The organism is Petralouisia sp., assembly GCF_056822245.1.
The window spans coordinates 87,405-105,422 of the sequence record NZ_JBQIOP010000004.1; the positions used below are offsets into that span (position 1 = coordinate 87,405).

Annotated in this window: 15 protein-coding genes and 1 pseudogene; 4 read left to right on the plus strand and 12 right to left on the minus strand. The window is 45.1% G+C overall.

Annotation, left to right across the window (positions count from 1 at the left end):
• Positions 1 to 3: 3 nt before the first annotated feature.
• The 5 genes and pseudogenes from scfB to ACTO17_RS02930 all read right to left on the minus strand — a co-directional run bounded on the left by scfB (position 4) and on the right by ACTO17_RS02930 (position 4,449).
• Positions 4 to 1,362 (minus strand): thioether cross-link-forming SCIFF peptide maturase, encoded by a 1,359-nt coding sequence (gene scfB / locus ACTO17_RS02910; protein ID WP_482556866.1) that lies wholly within the window; start codon positions 1,360 to 1,362, stop codon positions 4 to 6.
• A 122-nt stretch (positions 1,363 to 1,484) separates the two neighbouring features.
• Complete coding sequence (scfA, locus tag ACTO17_RS02915) at positions 1,485 to 1,625, minus strand: six-cysteine ranthipeptide SCIFF (RefSeq protein WP_482556832.1); 141 nt, start codon at positions 1,623 to 1,625, stop codon at positions 1,485 to 1,487.
• 293 nt (positions 1,626 to 1,918) lie between these two features.
• Positions 1,919 to 3,151, minus strand: coding sequence for a sensor histidine kinase (locus ACTO17_RS02920; protein ID WP_482556833.1), 1,233 nt, complete (start codon positions 3,149 to 3,151; stop codon positions 1,919 to 1,921).
• Positions 3,126 to 3,829, minus strand: a pseudogene (locus ACTO17_RS02925) (response regulator transcription factor). The gene ACTO17_RS02920 and the pseudogene ACTO17_RS02925 overlap by 26 nt, the downstream one beginning before the upstream one ends.
• A gap of 212 nt (positions 3,830 to 4,041) precedes the next feature.
• Positions 4,042 to 4,449, minus strand: a complete 408-nt coding sequence (locus ACTO17_RS02930) for a TIGR04086 family membrane protein (RefSeq protein WP_482556834.1) — start codon at positions 4,447 to 4,449, stop codon at positions 4,042 to 4,044.
• Positions 4,450 to 4,611: 162 nt separating this feature from the next.
• On the opposite strand from ACTO17_RS02930, the gene ACTO17_RS02935 reads away from it, so the two are divergent.
• On the plus strand, positions 4,612 to 5,883 hold the full coding sequence (locus ACTO17_RS02935) for an HlyC/CorC family transporter (RefSeq protein WP_482556835.1): 1,272 nt from the start codon (positions 4,612 to 4,614) through the stop codon (positions 5,881 to 5,883).
• A 49-nt stretch (positions 5,884 to 5,932) separates the two neighbouring features.
• Here the strand turns inward: ACTO17_RS02935 and sfsA are convergent, their stop codons facing one another.
• The 3 genes from sfsA to ACTO17_RS02950 form a co-directional block, all read right to left on the minus strand.
• Complete coding sequence (gene sfsA, locus ACTO17_RS02940; RefSeq protein ID WP_482556836.1) at positions 5,933 to 6,652, minus strand: DNA/RNA nuclease SfsA; 720 nt, start codon at positions 6,650 to 6,652, stop codon at positions 5,933 to 5,935.
• Between the two features lies 1 nt (position 6,653).
• On the minus strand, positions 6,654 to 9,149 hold the full coding sequence (locus ACTO17_RS02945) for a hybrid sensor histidine kinase/response regulator (protein ID WP_482556837.1): 2,496 nt from the start codon (positions 9,147 to 9,149) through the stop codon (positions 6,654 to 6,656).
• Positions 9,150 to 9,272: 123 nt separating this feature from the next.
• Positions 9,273 to 11,534, minus strand: coding sequence for a glycogen/starch/alpha-glucan phosphorylase (locus tag ACTO17_RS02950; RefSeq protein ID WP_482556838.1), 2,262 nt, complete (start codon positions 11,532 to 11,534; stop codon positions 9,273 to 9,275).
• A 194-nt stretch (positions 11,535 to 11,728) separates the two neighbouring features.
• On the opposite strand from ACTO17_RS02950, the gene ACTO17_RS02955 reads away from it, so the two are divergent.
• Both ACTO17_RS02955 and ACTO17_RS02960 read left to right on the plus strand, forming a co-directional pair.
• Complete coding sequence (locus ACTO17_RS02955) at positions 11,729 to 12,607, plus strand: AraC family transcriptional regulator (protein WP_482556839.1); 879 nt, start codon at positions 11,729 to 11,731, stop codon at positions 12,605 to 12,607.
• A 92-nt stretch (positions 12,608 to 12,699) separates the two neighbouring features.
• Positions 12,700 to 13,494: an enoyl-CoA hydratase-related protein gene (locus ACTO17_RS02960; RefSeq protein ID WP_172539670.1), complete on the plus strand. Its 795-nt coding sequence runs from the start codon at positions 12,700 to 12,702 to the stop codon at positions 13,492 to 13,494.
• 78 nt (positions 13,495 to 13,572) lie between these two features.
• Here ACTO17_RS02960 and ACTO17_RS02965 read toward each other — a convergent pair whose 3' ends face one another.
• From ACTO17_RS02965 to ACTO17_RS02980, 4 genes are all read right to left on the minus strand, one after another.
• On the minus strand, positions 13,573 to 14,670 hold the full coding sequence (locus ACTO17_RS02965; protein ID WP_482556840.1) for a HigA family addiction module antitoxin: 1,098 nt from the start codon (positions 14,668 to 14,670) through the stop codon (positions 13,573 to 13,575).
• Positions 14,639 to 14,977 carry a hypothetical protein gene (locus ACTO17_RS02970; RefSeq protein WP_482556841.1) on the minus strand — a complete coding sequence of 113 codons (339 nt, stop codon included), beginning with the start codon at positions 14,975 to 14,977 and terminating at the stop codon, positions 14,639 to 14,641. The genes ACTO17_RS02965 and ACTO17_RS02970 overlap by 32 nt, the downstream gene beginning before the upstream one ends.
• Positions 14,978 to 15,048: 71 nt before the next feature.
• Complete coding sequence (locus ACTO17_RS02975) at positions 15,049 to 16,074, minus strand: threonine aldolase family protein (protein ID WP_482556842.1); 1,026 nt, start codon at positions 16,072 to 16,074, stop codon at positions 15,049 to 15,051.
• A gap of 31 nt (positions 16,075 to 16,105) precedes the next feature.
• Positions 16,106 to 17,077: a DHH family phosphoesterase gene (locus ACTO17_RS02980; RefSeq protein WP_482556843.1), complete on the minus strand. Its 972-nt coding sequence runs from the start codon at positions 17,075 to 17,077 to the stop codon at positions 16,106 to 16,108.
• Positions 17,078 to 17,186: 109 nt separating this feature from the next.
• On the opposite strand from ACTO17_RS02980, the gene proC reads away from it, so the two are divergent.
• Entirely contained in the window at positions 17,187 to 18,002 is an 816-nt protein-coding gene (gene proC, locus ACTO17_RS02985) for a pyrroline-5-carboxylate reductase (protein ID WP_172537828.1), read from the plus strand.
• Positions 18,003 to 18,018: the final 16 nt, after the last annotated feature.

Genomic DNA, 18,018 nt, shown 5'->3' on the forward strand with positions numbered 1-18,018 from the left:
ACTTTACTCTTCTGCCAACGCGGCTTTGATCATAATGGCGCATTCAATCCGTTTTTTCTGAAGCTCACAGCCAATTTCATAAGTGTCTGTAATGCTTCCGTGAAAATGATGGGAATTGGCCGCGCAGCCGCCGCTGCAGTAAAATTTTGCAAAACAGTTCCTGCAGTTTTCTTTTGCATAGACGTTGCATTGTTTAAATTCCTTCTGCAGTTCTGTATTTTTCACGCCTTCCAGAACATTTCCCATGAGAAACTCTTCATTTCCCACAAACTGATGGCAGGGATATAAGTCCCCCCAGGGAGTCACAGCCAGATATTCTGTTCCGGAACCGCAGCCGGAAAGCCGTTTTGCCACACAGGGGCCGCCCTCCAAATCTATCATAAAATGAAAGAAATTAAAATCATTTCCTTCTTTGTGCCGCCGGAGCATTTCTGCCGCCAGCCTGTCATATTCTTCAAACAGCTGAGGCAGATCTTCTGTGCGCAGCGCATATTCCTCAGAAGGCGGCGCCACCACAGGCTCTACGGAAATCTGCTGAAATCCCAAATCCGCCAGATGAAGCACATCCCAGGAAAAATCCAGATTATTGTGGGTGAACGTTCCCCGCACATAATATTTTTCCTGGTTTCTGCTTCCGGCAAACTTCTGAAACTTCGGCACAATCAAATCGTAACTGCCTGCGCCTTTGCGAAAGGGACGCATTCTGTCATTGACTTCTTTTCTTCCATCAATACTTAACACCACATTTGCCATTTCCTGATTGGCAAATTCCATAATCTCATCATTCAGCAGTACGCCGTTGGTTGTCAGGGTAAACCGGAAATTCTTATTGTGAATCTTCTCCTGCTCCCTTCCATATGCAACCAGCTTCTTTACCACATCAAAGTTCATTAACGGCTCTCCGCCGAAAAAATCCACTTCCAGATTCCGCCGGTTTCCCGACGATGCAATCAGAAAATCCAGTGCCGCCTTCCCCACTTCATAAGACATCATGGCTCTTCTTCCATGATATTCCCCTTCTTCGGCAAAGCAGTAGCGGCAGGCCAGATTGCAGTCATGGGCAATATGCAGGCACAATGCTTTTACCACTGTGGGCCTGTCCTTAAACTGCTCCATGTAATTTTCATATTCATCAGCGGTGAAAAGCTGCTGCGTCTCTGAAAGAGTTTTCACCTCTTCATAGCTTTCCTCAATCTCCTGTTTTGGATACCGTTTAGAAAGAAGGGAGACAATCTCTTCTTTCCCAGTATTTTTTTCAAACAGGGGAATCACATCATAAGTCACATCATCCACAATATGTATGGCTCCGCTGTTTACATCCAAAACGATGTTGTAACCATTATTTTTATACTGGTGAACCACTGCCGGTTTCCTCGCTTTCCATCCTTTTGCGCTGGTTTTGCCCTTTCTCATGCACAACGCACAAATGACCGCTCGTTTGATGCGAACGGTCTGGTATCATTCTTATGCTGTTCCAATACTCTTTATCTGTTCTCACAGCTCTGGTTTCCTACCGTGCAGCTTGTCTTGCATGCAGACTGGCAGGAGGTCTGGCATTCTCCGCAGCCGCCTTTTTTTACTGTGTTCTGTAATCTTTTTGTATTTAATGTCTTTACGTGTTTCATTTTGAATTACTTCCTTTCTATTTTTACTTTATTGAAGAGAATGTAGAGGGGGAGAGGGGAATAACCATCTGGGTTCCTTATGCCGGCCTTTGTTTTAGGCTGTGGGGGAATAACCATCAGGGCTCCTCCCGGCTTTCTTTGTTTTAGGCTGTGGGGGAATAACCATCAGGGCTCCTCCCGGCTTTCTTTGTTTTTGCTATTTCAAGATCTCGGGCCGGGTCCCTCCTCATGGTAAATCCTCATTGTAAATCCTCTTGGCAAAGTATATCACAATTTTTGTGGAATGAAAAGCATTATTTCAAAAATTCCACGGTTGCCCGGAATTGATCGCAGTCAATGAGCACGTCAAACTGTCCGCCCAGGGCCGCTGTGTAGGTGTTTACGATGGCAAGTCCCAGGCCGTTGCCTTCTGTGGTTCTGGATTCGTCGCCTCTGGCAAAACGCTCCACAATCTGTTCCTTGGTAAATTCCATTGGATATCCTGCGGTATTGGTGATCTCAAAACGGACTTTTGAGCCGTCCTCTGTTACCAGTGTTTTCAGGAAAACTCTCGTATGCTCCTGGGAATATTTCAATGCATTTTCCAGTAAATTCTGGCAGATCCGGTACATATAGCCGCTGTCTGCTGTAAAATCCGTCGGTTCTTTTGTAAGCATCACCACGAATTCCCGGCCGCTTTCTGCAATCCTGTCCTCCATATCGGCTTTCACCTGCTCAATCAGCCGGTTCAGCTCCATGGGCTCCATGTTCAATTCCACATTGCCGCTGCTGGTTTTAGCCAGCTCAAAAAGACTGTCTATCATTTCTTTTAATTTCTGGGCTTTTCGGGAGAGAACTTCAATATAGTCAGACAGTATATCGCTTAATTCCTCTTTTTTCATCAATTCCAGATAACCCACCATGGAAGTGAGGGGCGTCTTTAAATCATGGGACACATTGGAAATCAAATCCACCTTCATCTGCTCGCTGCGCAGCGCCGCCTCTAAGCTTCTCTGATTAATCTGCTCCAGGTTCTCCATATGCCGCTTTAACTGGGTTTTCATATAAGAATCCAGGATAAGGCTGCAGACAATCCACTGAATCCCCACGGTTCCAAGGGGAATATAGGCGCTGCTTAAGTTGCCGTACATCCAGGTATCCTTCAGCCTGAAATTGAAATTTACAATGGCTGCAATCAGCGCCGCGGCTGCAATCCCTCCCAGTATCAGTTTCCATCTTCTCTGTTTTTGCTCCCATTCCCGGAAAAAATTTTTTGACTGGACGTTCCAGTTACGGTTCCCATAAATCAGAATAAATTTCAAAAAGCCTGTAAAGCCCGCCCCAAAGCAGAGGTTCATTATGGAGCCTTCCTGAATATTGTAACTGGTGGGCGTATATCGGTAGGAAAGAATATCCGACAGCATCATAAATCCCAGGATACAGCCCGCTGCTCCGGGAACCAGCCAGATTTCATTTCTTTTCAGAATTTTTTTGATCCATTGCCGGACTCTGCTGCCCGCCTCAGTATTTTTCCATTTTATATCCAATGCCCCACACCACCTTTACATATTTTGGATTCTTTGTGTCTATCTCAATCTTTTCCCGTATATGGCGGATATGTACCATCACCGTATTTTCTACCGTGTAGGCTGCCGCCTCCTTCCAGACCTTTTCATAAATCTTTTCTGCGGAAAATACCTGGCCCGGATGCTCCATCAAAAGCTCCACAATCTTATATTCCGTGGCCGTCAGCTTTACTTCTGTGCCGTCCACAATGGCTTTTTACTTTTCTTGTCCAATACCAGGCTGCCGTTGACAATCATGTCGTCCTGGACTTTGGGCGCGCTGCCGCCCCAGGTATGATAACGCCTGAGCTGGGCCGCCACCCGCGCCGTCAGTTCTGCCGGATTGTAGGGCTTGGCGATGTAGTCGTCCGCTCCCATCACAAGACCGGAAACCTTATCGCTTTCTTCTGTCTTTGCAGACAGGATAATCACTGGAATTTTATTGGTTTCTCTTATCTTCATCAGCGCTGACAGCCCGTTCAGCCTTGGCATCATCACATCCAGCAGAATTAAATCCACCGGATGTTCCCTTAAGATTTCCAATGCCTCCAGTCCGTCATATGCTTTCAATATCCGGTATCCTTCATATTCCAGAAGTTTTCCCAGAGAAAATACAATCTCTTTGTTGTCGTCTACCACCAGAATAGTCTGCTGTTCCATGGCTTTTTCTCCTTGTCCTTGCCAGAGTGTGTTATGTTTCAGGATACAGACATTATAATAATGATTTCAAAAGGAAAACTCAATAAATTTCTTAAAAAAATATTAATAAAAAAAGAAGCTGCCGCATTAAGAAAAATGATACAAGATATAGCTAGTTTGAAACGTTCTTCTATACTATATCTTGTATATGTTTTGCTTAGTGCGACAACCCCTCAGCTTGCCATTCCGCCGATCATCCCCGACGCAGTGCACAGAATCAGCGTAGTTGCAAATCTGGACATTTCCATATTGATTCCCCTGTGAAATACAATGGAACCCAATGCCAGAATCAGAAAATAACATGCGCCCATCGCCATTCCCCAGACAAAACGCTTCCGCTTCATCACTTTTCCGCTTAAAAAGCCCCCCAAAAGTCCGGATATCACATAAATCAGCACAATTCCTATGGAAACCACGCTTTCACTGAGCTGCATCTTATAAAGCATGGCGGACAGGATCAGCAGCATAATCCCCGTAACCATATACATGGTAAGCAGAATTTTCAATATGGATAACAGGGAAACTGCCGGTTTGCTTTCTCCCTGGCCTTTGACGGGCGGCCTCCGCAATTTCTTTTCCATCCCTTTTCCTCCCTCCTGTGGATGTCCCTTTCACTGTCATTTTATTCTGCCATTCCTGAAACTATTACAAGAGTTTTTTCTAAAATTTCCCTAAACTTCCTGGAACTTCTTGCAAATTTCTCCTGTTTCCGTTATATTAAGGAAGGGAAAGGAGAGATGTACTTGGACTCAGGTGACGTCATACAATTAATTATTATTATTATTTTACTCATGTTATCTGCATTTTTTTCTTCCGCAGAGACTGCTTTGACAACTTCCAACAAAATCCGCTTGAGAAGCATGGCGGAGGAGGGCAATAAACGGGCCAGAAAGGTTCTGGAGATTACCGATGACTCAGGGAAAATGCTCAGCGCCATCCTGATTGGAAACAATATTGTGAACTTGTCATCAGCCTCGCTTGCTACAACTTTGGCTACAAAGATTTTTGGAAATGCAGGAGCCGGAATTGCAACCGGAATATTAACGCTGCTGGTGCTTATTTTCGGTGAGATTTCGCCGAAAACTTTTGCCACCATTCATTCTGACAAGATTTCACTGGCTTATGCAGGAGTGATTGGCTGGCTGATGAAATTACTGACTCCCGCAATTTACATTATCAATAAACTGGCTCTCGGCTTTCTGATTCTGCTGCGTGTGGACGCCTCCGGCGCCCAGAACACCATGACAGAGGACGAACTGCGCACCATTGTGGATGTGAGCCATGAAGAAGGGGTCATTGAAACAGAAGAACGGGAAATGATCAATAATGTATTTGATTTCGGAGACGCCCAAGCCAGAGAAGTCATGGTGCCCCGGATTGATATGACTTTTGCTGACATTAACAGCACCTATTATGAACTTCTGGAAATCTTCCGGGAGGACAAATTCACCCGGCTTCCGGTTTATGAAGATTCCACAGACAATGTGGTGGGCATTATCAACATGAAGGATTTACTGTTATACGAGGATAAGGATCAGTTTTCCATCCGGAATATCCTCCGCAAGCCCTACTACACCTACGAACACAAGAATACCGCCGAGCTTCTTCTGGAAATGCGCAAATCTTCTATTAATATCGCAATTGTCCTGGATGAATACGGCGCAACTGCCGGATTAATCACATTAGAGGACCTGTTGGAAGAAATTGTGGGAGAAATCCGCGACGAATACGACATGGATGAAGAAGATCCCATTCAGAAAATCAACGAACTGGAATATATGGTGCAGGGCTCTACCAATCTCAATGATCTGCATGACAGAATGAATCTGGAGCTGGTTTCCGAGGACTATGATTCCATTGGAGGTTATCTGATTGGACTGTTGGATCACCTGCCTACCGTGGGAGAATCCATTACCACAGAAGAAAACATTTATTTCCGTGTGGAGGATATGGAAAAGAACCGGATTCACAAGATTTTTATCCGGCTTCCGGAACCTTCTGAAGAAGAAAAATAACAAACAGCCCCAGTCCTTTCTAAGATTCAAAAAGGACTGGGGCCGTTTGTTATAATCTGATCTCCACCGGCTGATCCAGTTTTATTTCATCTTCTGTTACCAGGCAGTCATAAGCCAGAACTCCCACCCCGGCCTGCTGCACCTGGCGCAGCGTTTCCCCAAATTGGGGATGTGTGCTTTGATTCGGCTCAAACTGCCGGATTCCTTTCATCTGAATCACAAACAGAATCCATGCTTCATAGCCTGCTCTGACCGCTTTTTCCAACTCCTGCATATGCTTAACGCCCCGTTCTGTAGGCGCGTCCGGAAATCGGGCAATGCCTTCTTCTTCCAGAGTGACCCCCTTTACTTCTATCAGAAATTTCCGCTCACCGCCTCTGCCTGCTTCCCCATAAAAATCAATTCTGGAATCTCCGTACTTATATTCCGGTCTGATACAGACAATATCGGAAATCGGGCAGGCAGCTCCCGGCTCATTGGCTCCTGCAATTTCCTGCTCCAACCATTCCCGCACTACCTGATTGGGCGCCTGGGAATCCATATTAATCATCTGTCCCTGCTTGCTGACAGCCACCAAATCATATGCGGTTTTCCGGTTGAGATTAGAACTTCTCTCCAGCCAGATCTCAGCTCCTGGAATCAGAAGCTCCCGGCATCTTCCGGTATTTTTCACATGGCATTTCTCAATCCTTCCATTGATTTCTGCCATTGCAATAAAGCGATTGGGGCGTTCTAAGAAACGCCCCTGTATAATCTGTTTATATTTCATTTCATACCTCTTCCTGCTTCTCCGAAGATACCCATTTGCGCAGTACGCCGTATACATCCTTTAAATCAATGGGTTTGGAAATATGGGCATTCATACCTGCCTGACGGGCTTTGAGCACGTCACTGGAAAAAGCATTTGCAGTCATCGCAACTACGGGAATTTTCTTTGCGTCCTCCCGGTTCATGGCCCGGATGGCCTGAGCCATCTCATATCCGTTCATTTCCGGCATCTGCACATCGGTTAAAATGATATCGTAATAATCTGCCGGATGCTCTGCAAATTGCTCCAGTCCCTCTTTGCCGTCCCAGGCCATTTCAATTTCCGCTCCGGTAATCCCCAGCAGCTCTTTTGCAATTTCCATATTAAGCTCATTGTCCTCCACCAGAAGAATCCGCACCTGCCCTTCTTTGAAGCAAACCGGTTCTGCCGGACCGGAAATTTCCTCAGCTTCCAGATCTGCGCCGTCTTTCTCGTTCTGCATGGGAATCCGTATGATAAATGTGCTTCCTGCGCCCGGACTGCTGATAATGTCAATGGTTCCATGCATCATATCCACAATATTTTTCGTAATTGCCATACCCAGCCCGGTGCCTTCGATTCCGTCTGTCTTTTTCCCTTCTTCCCGCTCAAAGGGCACAAAAACCTTCTCCTGCATCTCCTTTGACATTCCAATGCCGTTATCCATACAGTAGAATTCATAATATCTCACTTCTTTGTTCTGACTTTCCTTTTCCTCCACAGACAGCTTGATCTGGCCGCCTTCCGGGGTGAATTTCACAGCATTCCCCAGTACGTTTGTCAAAATCTGCTGTATCCGCAGCTTATCCGAAACTACCATTTCATGGGAGATATCTGACAGATTCACCGACCATTCCTGTTTCTTGGCCTCCGCCTGCACCTGGATCACCGCCTCCACCTCATGCAGCATGGCAACCAGATTAAAGGGCTCTTCGTTCAGCATAACTTTACCGCTCTCAATTCTGGACATATCCAATACATCATTAATCAGGCTCTTCAAATGCATGGAGGACAGCTCTATCTTGTGGATGCAGTCTTTCAGCCGGTTTGGATTATCCAGATTCATTTTGGCAATGGTGGTCATACCCACAATAGCGTTCATGGGCGTACGGATGTCATGGCTCATATTGGACAAAAACATACTTTTGGCCTTGCTCGCATTTTTCACCTGAATCAGAGAAGTCTCCAAGGCTTCTTTCCGCTTTAATTCTCTGGTATTATCTGTAATCACCACAATCCGGTAATTGCCGGTTTTCCCGTTTCTTACATAGATATGTATGTCAAATTCCTGTTCCTCTCTGCTACAGGGATTGACAATTTTCCGTTGGAACTGGTAATCCTGGCTGTGAAGCAGCTTCTCAAGATCTATGTCATTCTTCAGCAGCCATTGGTTCATAAACTCCTGCTTTCCGCAGTTTTCTTTTGGGGAATATCCCAACACCCGCTCTATATTGTTGCTGATATATTCCATTTCACTGGTTTCTGCATTCTGCAGAATAAATACCTCGTTCACAGTATCTGTCATCCAGCTGAAGGTAGACTGAAACCGCCGCTCCTCCCGGCTTCCCTTCCACCAAAACAGAATAATGGCCACCAGATACACCAGCACTTTGCTTAACAGCGCAAGCAGGGGCGCCTGGTAACATTTCACCACATCCGTTCGGATCGACAGACTCCAGTTGGTATTCTCCACAGGGAGCAGAATGCAGAATTGGATTTTTCCTTTATAAAACTTCCAATAGGATATTTTCTGCTGACGAATCAGGGCAGAGCGGATCTCCTCCAAATTCCTGCTGACCCAGACGTTTGACCGATAGTTCTCCTCCAGACTCTGGCCCTTGGCTGTAATATCCGCATGGGCGGAAGCATTCAGCTCACTGTCATACATACAGAAGTAATATTTTCCATCCAGAGAATCTCCCTCCACAATTTCCTGCATATAGTCGGCAAACACGGTAATTTCCACCGCTCCGGCCCACTCTTTTGTCTCCTCGTCAAAGGCGGACTTCCAGATAGTAAACACCTCCGGATTTCCCTTCTGGGCTGCCCGGTAAATATCGGTCAGCATATCCTGCTGCCGGGTCTTAACCTCCTGAAACTGCGGTTCATGGCTGATGTCGATGATTCCGCCGCCGTTGGTATCTGCAAATTCGCCGTTGGTTTTGGCAATTCCCACGGAATACAAATCATACTGCCTGGAAAAGGAAATCAGCTTCTTGACATTTTCCTCCAGGGAATAATCCATATCCCACATTTCATGATTACTGGCAATGGAGCCTGCCAGATTCCATACGTTGTTCATATATTCTGCAATTTTGCCTTCTGTCAGTTCAAGCTGGTGCTCCACATTTTCTTCCAGGATTTCATAGGTGGAAACACACGTTACCGTTATATCAAACAGAGCCAGAAGTACGCATAAAATCTGTACAAAAAAATATGCAGAATAAGATATCCTGTGTTTTTTCTTAAATTTTCTCATAATTGACTCCTCTGCTTTCTTTTCATCTTGGAAAATGATACCATATCCCGGGAGTTTTTTCCACCTAAAAATCCCCCAAATCATATTTCGATTCAGGGGATTCGTTTTTACTTTAGAGTTTTGTTATTTTAATTTCCAGATATCCTTGTCATATTCCGCAATGGTCCGATCGGAGGAGAAAAATCCTGCCTTTGCTGTGTTCACAAGCATCTTCTTTGCCCATGCGGTTCTGTTTTCATAATCCTTGTACATTTCTTCTTTCTTCGCCGCATAATCTTCATAATCTAACAAGGTCATAAACCAGTCTTTGTTCAGCAGTTCATAATACAGACGCTCCAGGTGTTCTCTGTGTCCCACCTTCATCATTTCTTCGCTGATCATAAAATCCATTGCTTCCTGAATGTCTTTATTTTCCTCGTAAAATTTCCTTGATACATAGTCTGCCTTCTCATAATGCTCAATGACTGTGTCAGAGCTTTCGCCGAAAATATAGATATTCTCTTTGCCCACCAAATCGGCAATTTCCACATTGGCGCCGTCCATGGTGCCCAGAGTTACCGCGCCGTTTAACATAAACTTCATATTTCCGGTTCCGGAAGCTTCTTTGGAAGCTAAGGAAATCTGCTCGGAAATGTCGCAGGCGGGAATCAGTTTTTCCGCATTGGTCACATTATAGTTTTCCACCATAACCACTTTCAGGTAAGGGCTCACCTCCGGATCATGGTTGATCAGCTCCTGCAGGCACAAAATCAAATGAATGATATCTTTTGCAATTACATAGGCCGGCGCTGCTTTTGCGCCGAAAATAACGGTAATGGGCGTGGCAGGCTTTTTGCCTTTTTTAATCTCCAGATATTTGTGAATCACATACAATGCATTCATCTGCTGGCGTTTGTACTCATGAAGCCGCTTAATCTGAATGTCGAAAATGGAATTTTCATCAATTTCCACTCCCTGATACTCTTTCAGGTATGCAGCCAGATGTTTCTTATTCTCCTGTTTGATGTTCAGGAATTGTTCCAGTACCGCCTTGTCGTCTGCAAATGCCAGAAGCTTCTCCAGTTCCTCTGCATTTTTATGCCAGCCTGTTCCGATGATTTGATCCAGATAGCGGCTCAGCCCTTTGTTGCAGTGCATCAGCCAGCGGCGGAAGGTAATTCCGTTGGTCTTATTATTGAATTTCTCCGGATAAATCCGATAGAAATGATTCAGTTCGTTTTTCTTTAAAATTTCTGTGTGCAGGTATGCCACGCCATTGACGCTGTAACCGTAGTGAATGTCCATATGCGCCATATGCACACGGTTGGAGTCGTCGATAATTGCCACGGATTTGTCCTGGAATTTATCTTTTACAATGGTGTCCAGTTCGCGGATAATGGGCATCAGCTGGGGAACTGCCTGATTCAGATAATCCATGGGCCATTTTTCCAACGCTTCTGCCAGGATTGTATGGTTGGTGTATGCACAGGTTTTGGATACAATGTCAATGGCGTCGCCCATACGGATTCCCCGTTCCATCAGCAGACGGATCAACTCAGGAATCACCATACTGGGATGGGTGTCGTTAATCTGAATTGCCGCATAATCCGGCAGATCATACAGTTTGCAGCCCTTTGCCTCGCACTCTGACAGAATCAGCCTTGCCGCGTTGCTCACCATAAAATACTGCTGATATACCCGCAGCAGCCTTCCTGCGTCGTCGGAATCGTCCGGATATAAGAACAGCGTCAGGTTCTTCATAATATCCCCTTTGTTAAAATTGATTCCCTCTCCCACCAGACTTTCATCCACTGTTTCAATATCGAACAAATGCAGCTTATTGGTTCTGTTTTCAAATCCCGTAACATCCAGGTCATACATTCTGGACCAGACGGTAAATCCGCCGAACTGAATTGGATATACAACATCCGTTCTGGTAAGCCAGCTCTCAGGCTGCAGCCAGGGATTTTTATTTTCTTTCTGCAGACGGTTTTCAAACGTCTGTAAAAACAGGCCGAAATGATAATTTAACCCGATTCCGTCTCCGTTCATTCCCAAAGTTGCCATGGAATCCAGAAAACATGCTGCCAGACGTCCCAGACCGCCGTTTCCAAGAGACGGCTCCGGCTCCACCTGCTCCACCAGATTGATGTCCTTGCCGCACTGTTTCAGCAGTTCTGCCACTTCGTCATAAATTCCCAGGTTAATTAAATTGTTGGAAAGCAGCTTTCCAATCAGAAATTCTGCTGAAATATAGTAAATTTTTTTCTTTCCTTCGTTGCTTTCTTTCTCTTTAGCCAGATCTTTCACGATTCCCAAAAGCCCGTAATAAATCTGTTCATCGGTGCAGGCTGCAATGTTGTTGCAGCATTTCTGTTCCAGTAATTCTCTTACATTGACACTCATGTTATCTCCTCCTGACTCTTCTGAGTTCTCAAATAAACCCACATCATGCTCAGCCTGCCTTCCAGCGGGCCGCATGGCTATCCATGCTATCATCGGTGCCTTAAGGCATAGTATAACCTCTTGTTTCTGATTTTTCTTGCAGTATGATGGCAAAATATAGTACAATACTATCAAAAAAGAAAAAGGACACAGCCATGAATATATTGGAATATGAAAACACACAGGAATTGAAATCCCACGGACAAGGCCATTTTCCCTTTAATATCTATCTCTGCAGCATTCCTCTGGACTTTTGTGTGGTGCCTCTTCACTGGCACAATGATATGGAAATCATCTATATTAAAAAGGGGCGGGGACGGATTACCGTTGATCTGATGCCTTTTTCAGTGCAAGGCGGAGATATTATCATCGTTCCCCCGGGGCAGCTCCATTCCATCGAGCAGTTTGAGGATTGCTCCATGGAATACGAAAATATTATTTTCCAGCCCTCCATGCTGATCCCTGGGCAAAATGACGACTGCAGCAAGCAGTTTCTCCTGCCTCTGGTGCAGGGGCAGCTTTTGTTTCCCAATTATTTTTCCCCGGATTCTCCCCTGTATCCCGCCCTGTCCTCCTGTCTGGGGGCCATGGATGAAATCTGCAAAACCTTCCCCAACGGCTATCAGCTTGCCGTAAAGGGGCAATTATTTTTATTTTTTTATGCCCTGATCTCTTCCGGAGACGCCCCGCCGCCCAGAAGCAGCAGCAAATCCCTGGATCGTCTGAAAGAGATACTGAAATATGTGGAAAGCCGCTACAATGAGAAAATTCCCATTTCCGACGCTGCAAGAATCTGCGGATTCAGCGAATCCCATTTTATGAAATTCTTCCGCAGCAGCATGGGAATTTCCTTTACGGATTATCTGAACGAGTACCGGCTGACCATGGCGGCCCGGATGCTTTTATCCTCCTCCGACTCGATTGCGGCAATTGCCGGGGAAACGGGATTTGAAAACCTTTCTTATTTTAACCGGCGGTTTAAGAAAAAATACGGCTGCACTCCCTCTGAATTCCGCAGCGGAACTTCAGTTTAATTCGCTTTCCTTATTGACAAATTTTTGTCAAAGTAATATATTTAAAGTACAAAGAAACCATTATATTACATATTTTCAGGAGGGTTCTACACATGAACAATTTAAAGTTAGACGTAGCGGATCAGATTGCGGTTTTAACCATCAACAGACCAGGCGCATTGAACGCCTTAAACAGTGAAACATTGGATGAACTGAATGCTGCATTAACGGAAATCGAAGCAAGAGACGATGTTAAAGTTGTAATCTTAACCGGCGGCCCGGACAAGAAGGACAACCCGTACAAATCTTTCGTAGCCGGCGCTGATATCGCTGAAATGGTGAATTTCTCTGCTGCTGAAGCAAGGGCTTTCGGTATGAGAGCTGCTGAGCCGTTCTTCAAGCTGATGAATATGCGTCAGGTAACCATCGCTGCCGTAAACGGATTCGCTTTAGGCGGCGGATGTGAAATCGCTATGGCATGCGACATCCGTATCGCTGCTGAAAACGCTACGTTCGCTCAGCCGGAAACCGGCCTCGGCATTATCCCGGGCTTTGGCGGAACACAGAGACTTGCCCGTCTGGTTGGTATGGGACGCGCCAAAGAACTGATTTTCACCTGCGACAACATTGACGCGGCAGAAGCATACAGAATCGGCCTGGTAAACAAAGTTGTTGCCAAAGAAGAACTGATGGATACCGCTAAGAAAATGGCTTCCAAGATTATCTCCAAGGGAAGCTACGCTGTTTCTATTGCAAAGGCTGCCATCAACAACGGCTATGACATGGATATCAAGAATGCAGTGGAAATGGAAGCAAATCTGTTCGGTATTACCTGCTCCACCCATGACAAAACAGAAGGCATGACTGCTTTCCTGGAAAGAAGAGCTGCTGATTTGACTGATTTCTAAATTCTATATTATAAAAAGGGACTGCGGGGAAAAATGGCAGTCCCTTTTTGTATCAGGTATCATCATGTGTTTCTCTGACTATGCTGTTGGCTTTGCCCACTTATATCTTAATTTGTAACTGCTAAAGCTTCGGTAATCCAAATATTCTTCTTTTTGAAGCCTGCCGATAACAATATATGGCATAACATTCTGCGATGATGCGTAATGTTCAACCGCTTCAATTGAAAAATCTCCTTTCTCGATAAACTTCCTGTAACTTACGGGCTCCAACAACGCATCCCTTGCAAAGCGATCTGCCGCAAGTTCCTTTTCCCCGTCACTGCCATCGTCTACAAACCTGGAAACTTTTCCAATATCTCCATTGACAATATGCCCCAGTTCATGAAACAAAGAAAACCAAAAAATATCGGCAAAAGCCCCTCTGATTGTCAAAAACATCTGAAATGCCCCATCATTTTTTTGCGAAATATATCCCTGCACCGGAGCGCCTCTGAAATTTTTCACAATTGCAAAATCTATACCATAGTTTTCCATTGTTTCTTTCAATTCATCTTGAAATCCTGTGTTATTTTGCAACATAATCTGTTTCATTTCCCCAATTAGTTTTCCCGTCTGCTTTATATCAAAGCAAGCGGAAAGTTTCCGGCTTTCTTTAATCTGGCATAATCGCACCCAGGCCCCAAGAACATATGGATTCACCGATTGTTCAGACGGCATTCGAAAAGCTCCGGCAGGAACCATATTCTTCAGATTGGCAATATTGCTGATCTGAAGGGCTTTCCGCAGAGACAAAATAGAATCATCTTTTTTCTCCCGCATTGGGATGAGTTCTCTTAAACGTAAATACTTTACCACTTCTGCCAATTCATTTCTTGCATATCTTTCTTCTTCTGCAATTGTCTGACCTTCATTCAGTTCCAATAATTCTGAATCATAATTCGCCTGCAGATTCAGCCAAAAGGATTTTGGAACATTCAGCACATATTCCAATCCCATAGCAAACTTTGCGGAAATACCCTTTTTTCCTTTTATAACACTATTCACATAAGCTGCCGAAACCCCGGTTCCTGCGGCGAGTTCTGCCTGGGATATTTCTCTTTCTTCCAAAACTTCAGCAAGAGTTTCCCCTGGATGGATCAATAAATTATGGGATATACCAGTTTTCTGTACTGCCATGATAATCACTCACCCCTTCTATTTCTATTTCACTGCAAATCATAACGGTATCCTGCGATGCGTTTGGCTCAATCATCAGTCTCACATGGGGCGCCACATGCAGAGAATAGCGAATTTGTTTATATCCTTTTAACTGTTCCGGTTTTCCCAAACCCAATTTCAGAAAATCACCAAAACATTCTGCCGCTTCTAACCGCACCATATGTTTCTTAATGGTTCTCACCCATTCAAAAGGTATTTTTCTCTGCATCTTATTATAATCCTGAAAGTATTTCTTTACTTTCTCATTTGCATACGTTATTTTCACTCAAGACCCCTCACTTAAATTAACCTTTTGGTTAATTTATTATGTCATATTATTCTCATACTGTCAATATATTACAGCAATTCCCCCAATCTTTCAATATCTTCCGGTCTGGTAGACCAGCTTGTGACAAGTCTGATCACAGTATGTCCTTCCTCCAGTTTCTCCCAAACGCTGAAGCTCACATGCTTCTTCAATTCCTCCGCCTGACTGTCCTTCAGTATAAGAAACTGCTGATTGGTGGGAGATTCCAGGTAAAACGGACACCCCTTCTCTTTCAAAAGCGTTTTCAGCCGTTCTGCCATCTCTATCCCATGACGGCCGATTTCCAGATACAGATCATCTGTAAACAGGGTGTCAAACTGTATTCCCAACAGCCGCCCCTTCGCCAACAGAGCCCCATGCTGCTTTACCGCGGTGAGAAAATGCCTGGGCGCATTTTGCTCCGGAAATACCACTGCTTCCCCGCACAGAGCCCCCACCTTGGTGCCTCCGATGTAATATACATCGCAGATGGCGGCAATATCCTGCAAGGTCATATCACTTTCTTTACTCATCAGCCCATATCCCAGCCGCGCGCCGTCTAAAAACAGCGGCATACGGTATTTTCTGCAGATTTCTCCAATCCGGGCCAATTCTTTTTTCTGGTACAGCGTCCCATACTCTGTTGGATGGGATACATACACCATCCCAGGGAACACCATATGTTCATAAGATTCATCCTGGTAAAATTTCCGGAGCAGTTCTTCCAGTTCCCCCGGATCTATTTTTCCGGAATGCTCCGGCAGCGCAAGCACCTTATGACCGGTGCACTCAATGGCTCCGGCTTCATGCACATTGATATGGCCTGTTTCAGCAGCAATCACTCCTTCATGCCCCTTCAGCATGGAAGAAATCACTACTGCATTGGTCTGCGTGCCTCCCACCAGAAAAAATACCTGGGCCCTGGGACAGCCGCATGCATTTCTGATTTTCTCCCGTGCGCTTTCACAATAAGGGTCCATCCCATATCCAGGGGCCGCCTGGAAATTTGTCTCAGATAAACGCTGCAGTATTTGGGGATGCGCCCCTGTGGTATAATCATTTTCAAAAGAAATCATTATGTTCTCCTCCTAATTGCACAGCGATTCCTCACTCTGCTGCATCTGGTATGTACTCATTCAGTTTCCGGATAACAAATTCCTGAAAATCTTCTTCGCCGTATTTATCTTCATATTTTTTTATGGAAATCCTGCCGCCGGCCTTCTGAGCATGTCCTCCGCCCGAACCGATTCCTTCACACAGAAAAGCGGCAAGCTCATTGGCCAATATTTTATTATCACAGCTCCTTATGGATATCTGGTATCCGTCGTTTATCTTCGTATAAGCAAAATTTACCAGAATAATATCCACTTGAATCACAAAATCCCCAATAATACCAAGTATGGACTGATCGCATTTCAGGGCTGACACCACGGCAAATTTTTTTCTGTATTCAAAGTAATGATTATACATCGCATCGCTGGCAATTACCAATTCTGCCACTGTCATACAGGATTTGATTAACCTGTCAAATACAGGATATTCGCCGCTGAGTGCCAGCCTCATTTTTATGTCCTTGTCTCCATATAAATCATAAAAAGATGCGGTATCTATAAATAACCCAAACAGTAAAGCCACACAGAGCTTTTCGTTCTTCTTGATCGGATAGCCTTCCTCTTCAAGCAGTTCCCATATGATCGTTGAACAGCTTTGGTACTCAGGAGCAATCAACGTTCTGCTGTTTTCTTCCTGTACGCATATATGATGATCGATCACCGCAATCTCCGGCGCATTAAATTTCTCCACATTTCCCTGCCCATACTGACTGTCGACAATTAGCAGAAGTTCTGTTTCAGGAAGTTCATTCACATGATGGATTGGAATCTCACAATGCTCCACCATGTAAAGGAGATTGTATTTCTCAATTTTTTTTGGACCGCTGTAAATAATCTCCGTCTTAATTTCCCTGTCAGTAAAAAAACAATACAGTCCATAGGCAGAAGCCAGTGTATCTGAATCCGGATTATTATGACATTGAATGCATATTTTTTTCTTATCTAAAAATTGTTGTAAAAAGCTCATTCTTTTCCTCCTTATTTTTCAAATTCTCTCCTTGCACAATCCCAGCTCTATTGTTATCATAGAGACAAATCAAAATCACAATTATTTTGAACTCAGGGAGGTACAGACTATGAATAAAATCATTGGATTTATCGGCGGCGGCAATATGGCAAGCGCCATCATCGGGGGAATCCTCCAATCCGGCCTTGCCGCAAAAGACCAGATCATTGCCAGTGACAAACTGGAAGGAGCCCGCCGTTTATTAAAAGAGCGGTTCGGCATCCGCGCCACAGAAAACAACCGGAAAACAGCAGAAACAGCAGATATTTTATTTCTGGCGGTAAAACCGCATTTTTTCCCGGACGTAATTGCAGAAATCAAAGACAGTATCCGCAGCGATACCCTTCTGGTGTCCATTGCCGCAGGCCAGTCCATTTCAGCCATTGAAAACCGCTTCGGCAAAACCATCCGTCTGGTACGCGCAATGCCCAACACTCCGGCTCTGGTAGGAGCGGCCATGAGCGCCCTCAGTCCCAACAAAGAAGTAAGCGAAGCAGAGCTTGCGGAAGTAACTGCTATCTTTGAAAGCTTCGGAGCCTGCGAGGTTGTCCCTGAAACCATGATGGACACGGTAGTAGGCGTTTCCGGTTCTTCTCCCGCCTATGTCTATTTATTTATTGAAGCAATGGCAGACGCCGCAGTGGCGGATGGAATGCCCAGAGCCCAGGCTTATAAGTTCGCTGCCCAGGCTGTCCTTGGCTCTGCCAAAATGGTTCTGGAAACCAATACCCACCCGGGGCCCTTAAAAGACGCTGTCTGCTCTCCCGGCGGCACTACCATTGAGGCTGTGGCTGTCTTAGAAGAACAGGGACTGCGCAGCGCCGTCATCAAAGCCCAGCGGGCCTGTGTGGAAAAATCCAGAGAACTGGGAAAAGCGAATTCCTGATATCCGGTCATTTTCT

Excerpts from the sequence above, each read along its gene's own strand:
- ACTO17_RS02945 (WP_482556837.1), bottom strand. The coding sequence starts at position 9,149 with ATGAGAAAATTTAAGAAAAAACACAGGATATCTTATTCTGCATATTTT.
- ACTO17_RS02930 (WP_482556834.1), bottom strand. The coding sequence starts at position 4,449 with ATGGAAAAGAAATTGCGGAGGCCGCCCGTCAAAGGCCAGGGAGAAAGC.
- ACTO17_RS02980 (WP_482556843.1), bottom strand. The coding sequence starts at position 17,077 with ATGAGCTTTTTACAACAATTTTTAGATAAGAAAAAAATATGCATTCAA.
- sfsA (WP_482556836.1), bottom strand. The coding sequence starts at position 6,652 with ATGAAATATAAACAGATTATACAGGGGCGTTTCTTAGAACGCCCCAAT.
- ACTO17_RS02965 (WP_482556840.1), bottom strand. The coding sequence starts at position 14,670 with ATGGCAGTACAGAAAACTGGTATATCCCATAATTTATTGATCCATCCA.
- proC (WP_172537828.1), top strand. The coding sequence starts at position 17,187 with ATGAATAAAATCATTGGATTTATCGGCGGCGGCAATATGGCAAGCGCC.
- ACTO17_RS02955 (WP_482556839.1), top strand. The coding sequence starts at position 11,729 with ATGAATATATTGGAATATGAAAACACACAGGAATTGAAATCCCACGGA.
- scfA (WP_482556832.1), bottom strand. The coding sequence starts at position 1,625 with ATGAAACACGTAAAGACATTAAATACAAAAAGATTACAGAACACAGTA.
- ACTO17_RS02975 (WP_482556842.1), bottom strand. The coding sequence starts at position 16,074 with ATGATTTCTTTTGAAAATGATTATACCACAGGGGCGCATCCCCAAATA.
- ACTO17_RS02950 (WP_482556838.1), bottom strand. The coding sequence starts at position 11,534 with ATGAGTGTCAATGTAAGAGAATTACTGGAACAGAAATGCTGCAACAAC.
- ACTO17_RS02960 (WP_172539670.1), top strand. The coding sequence starts at position 12,700 with ATGAACAATTTAAAGTTAGACGTAGCGGATCAGATTGCGGTTTTAACC.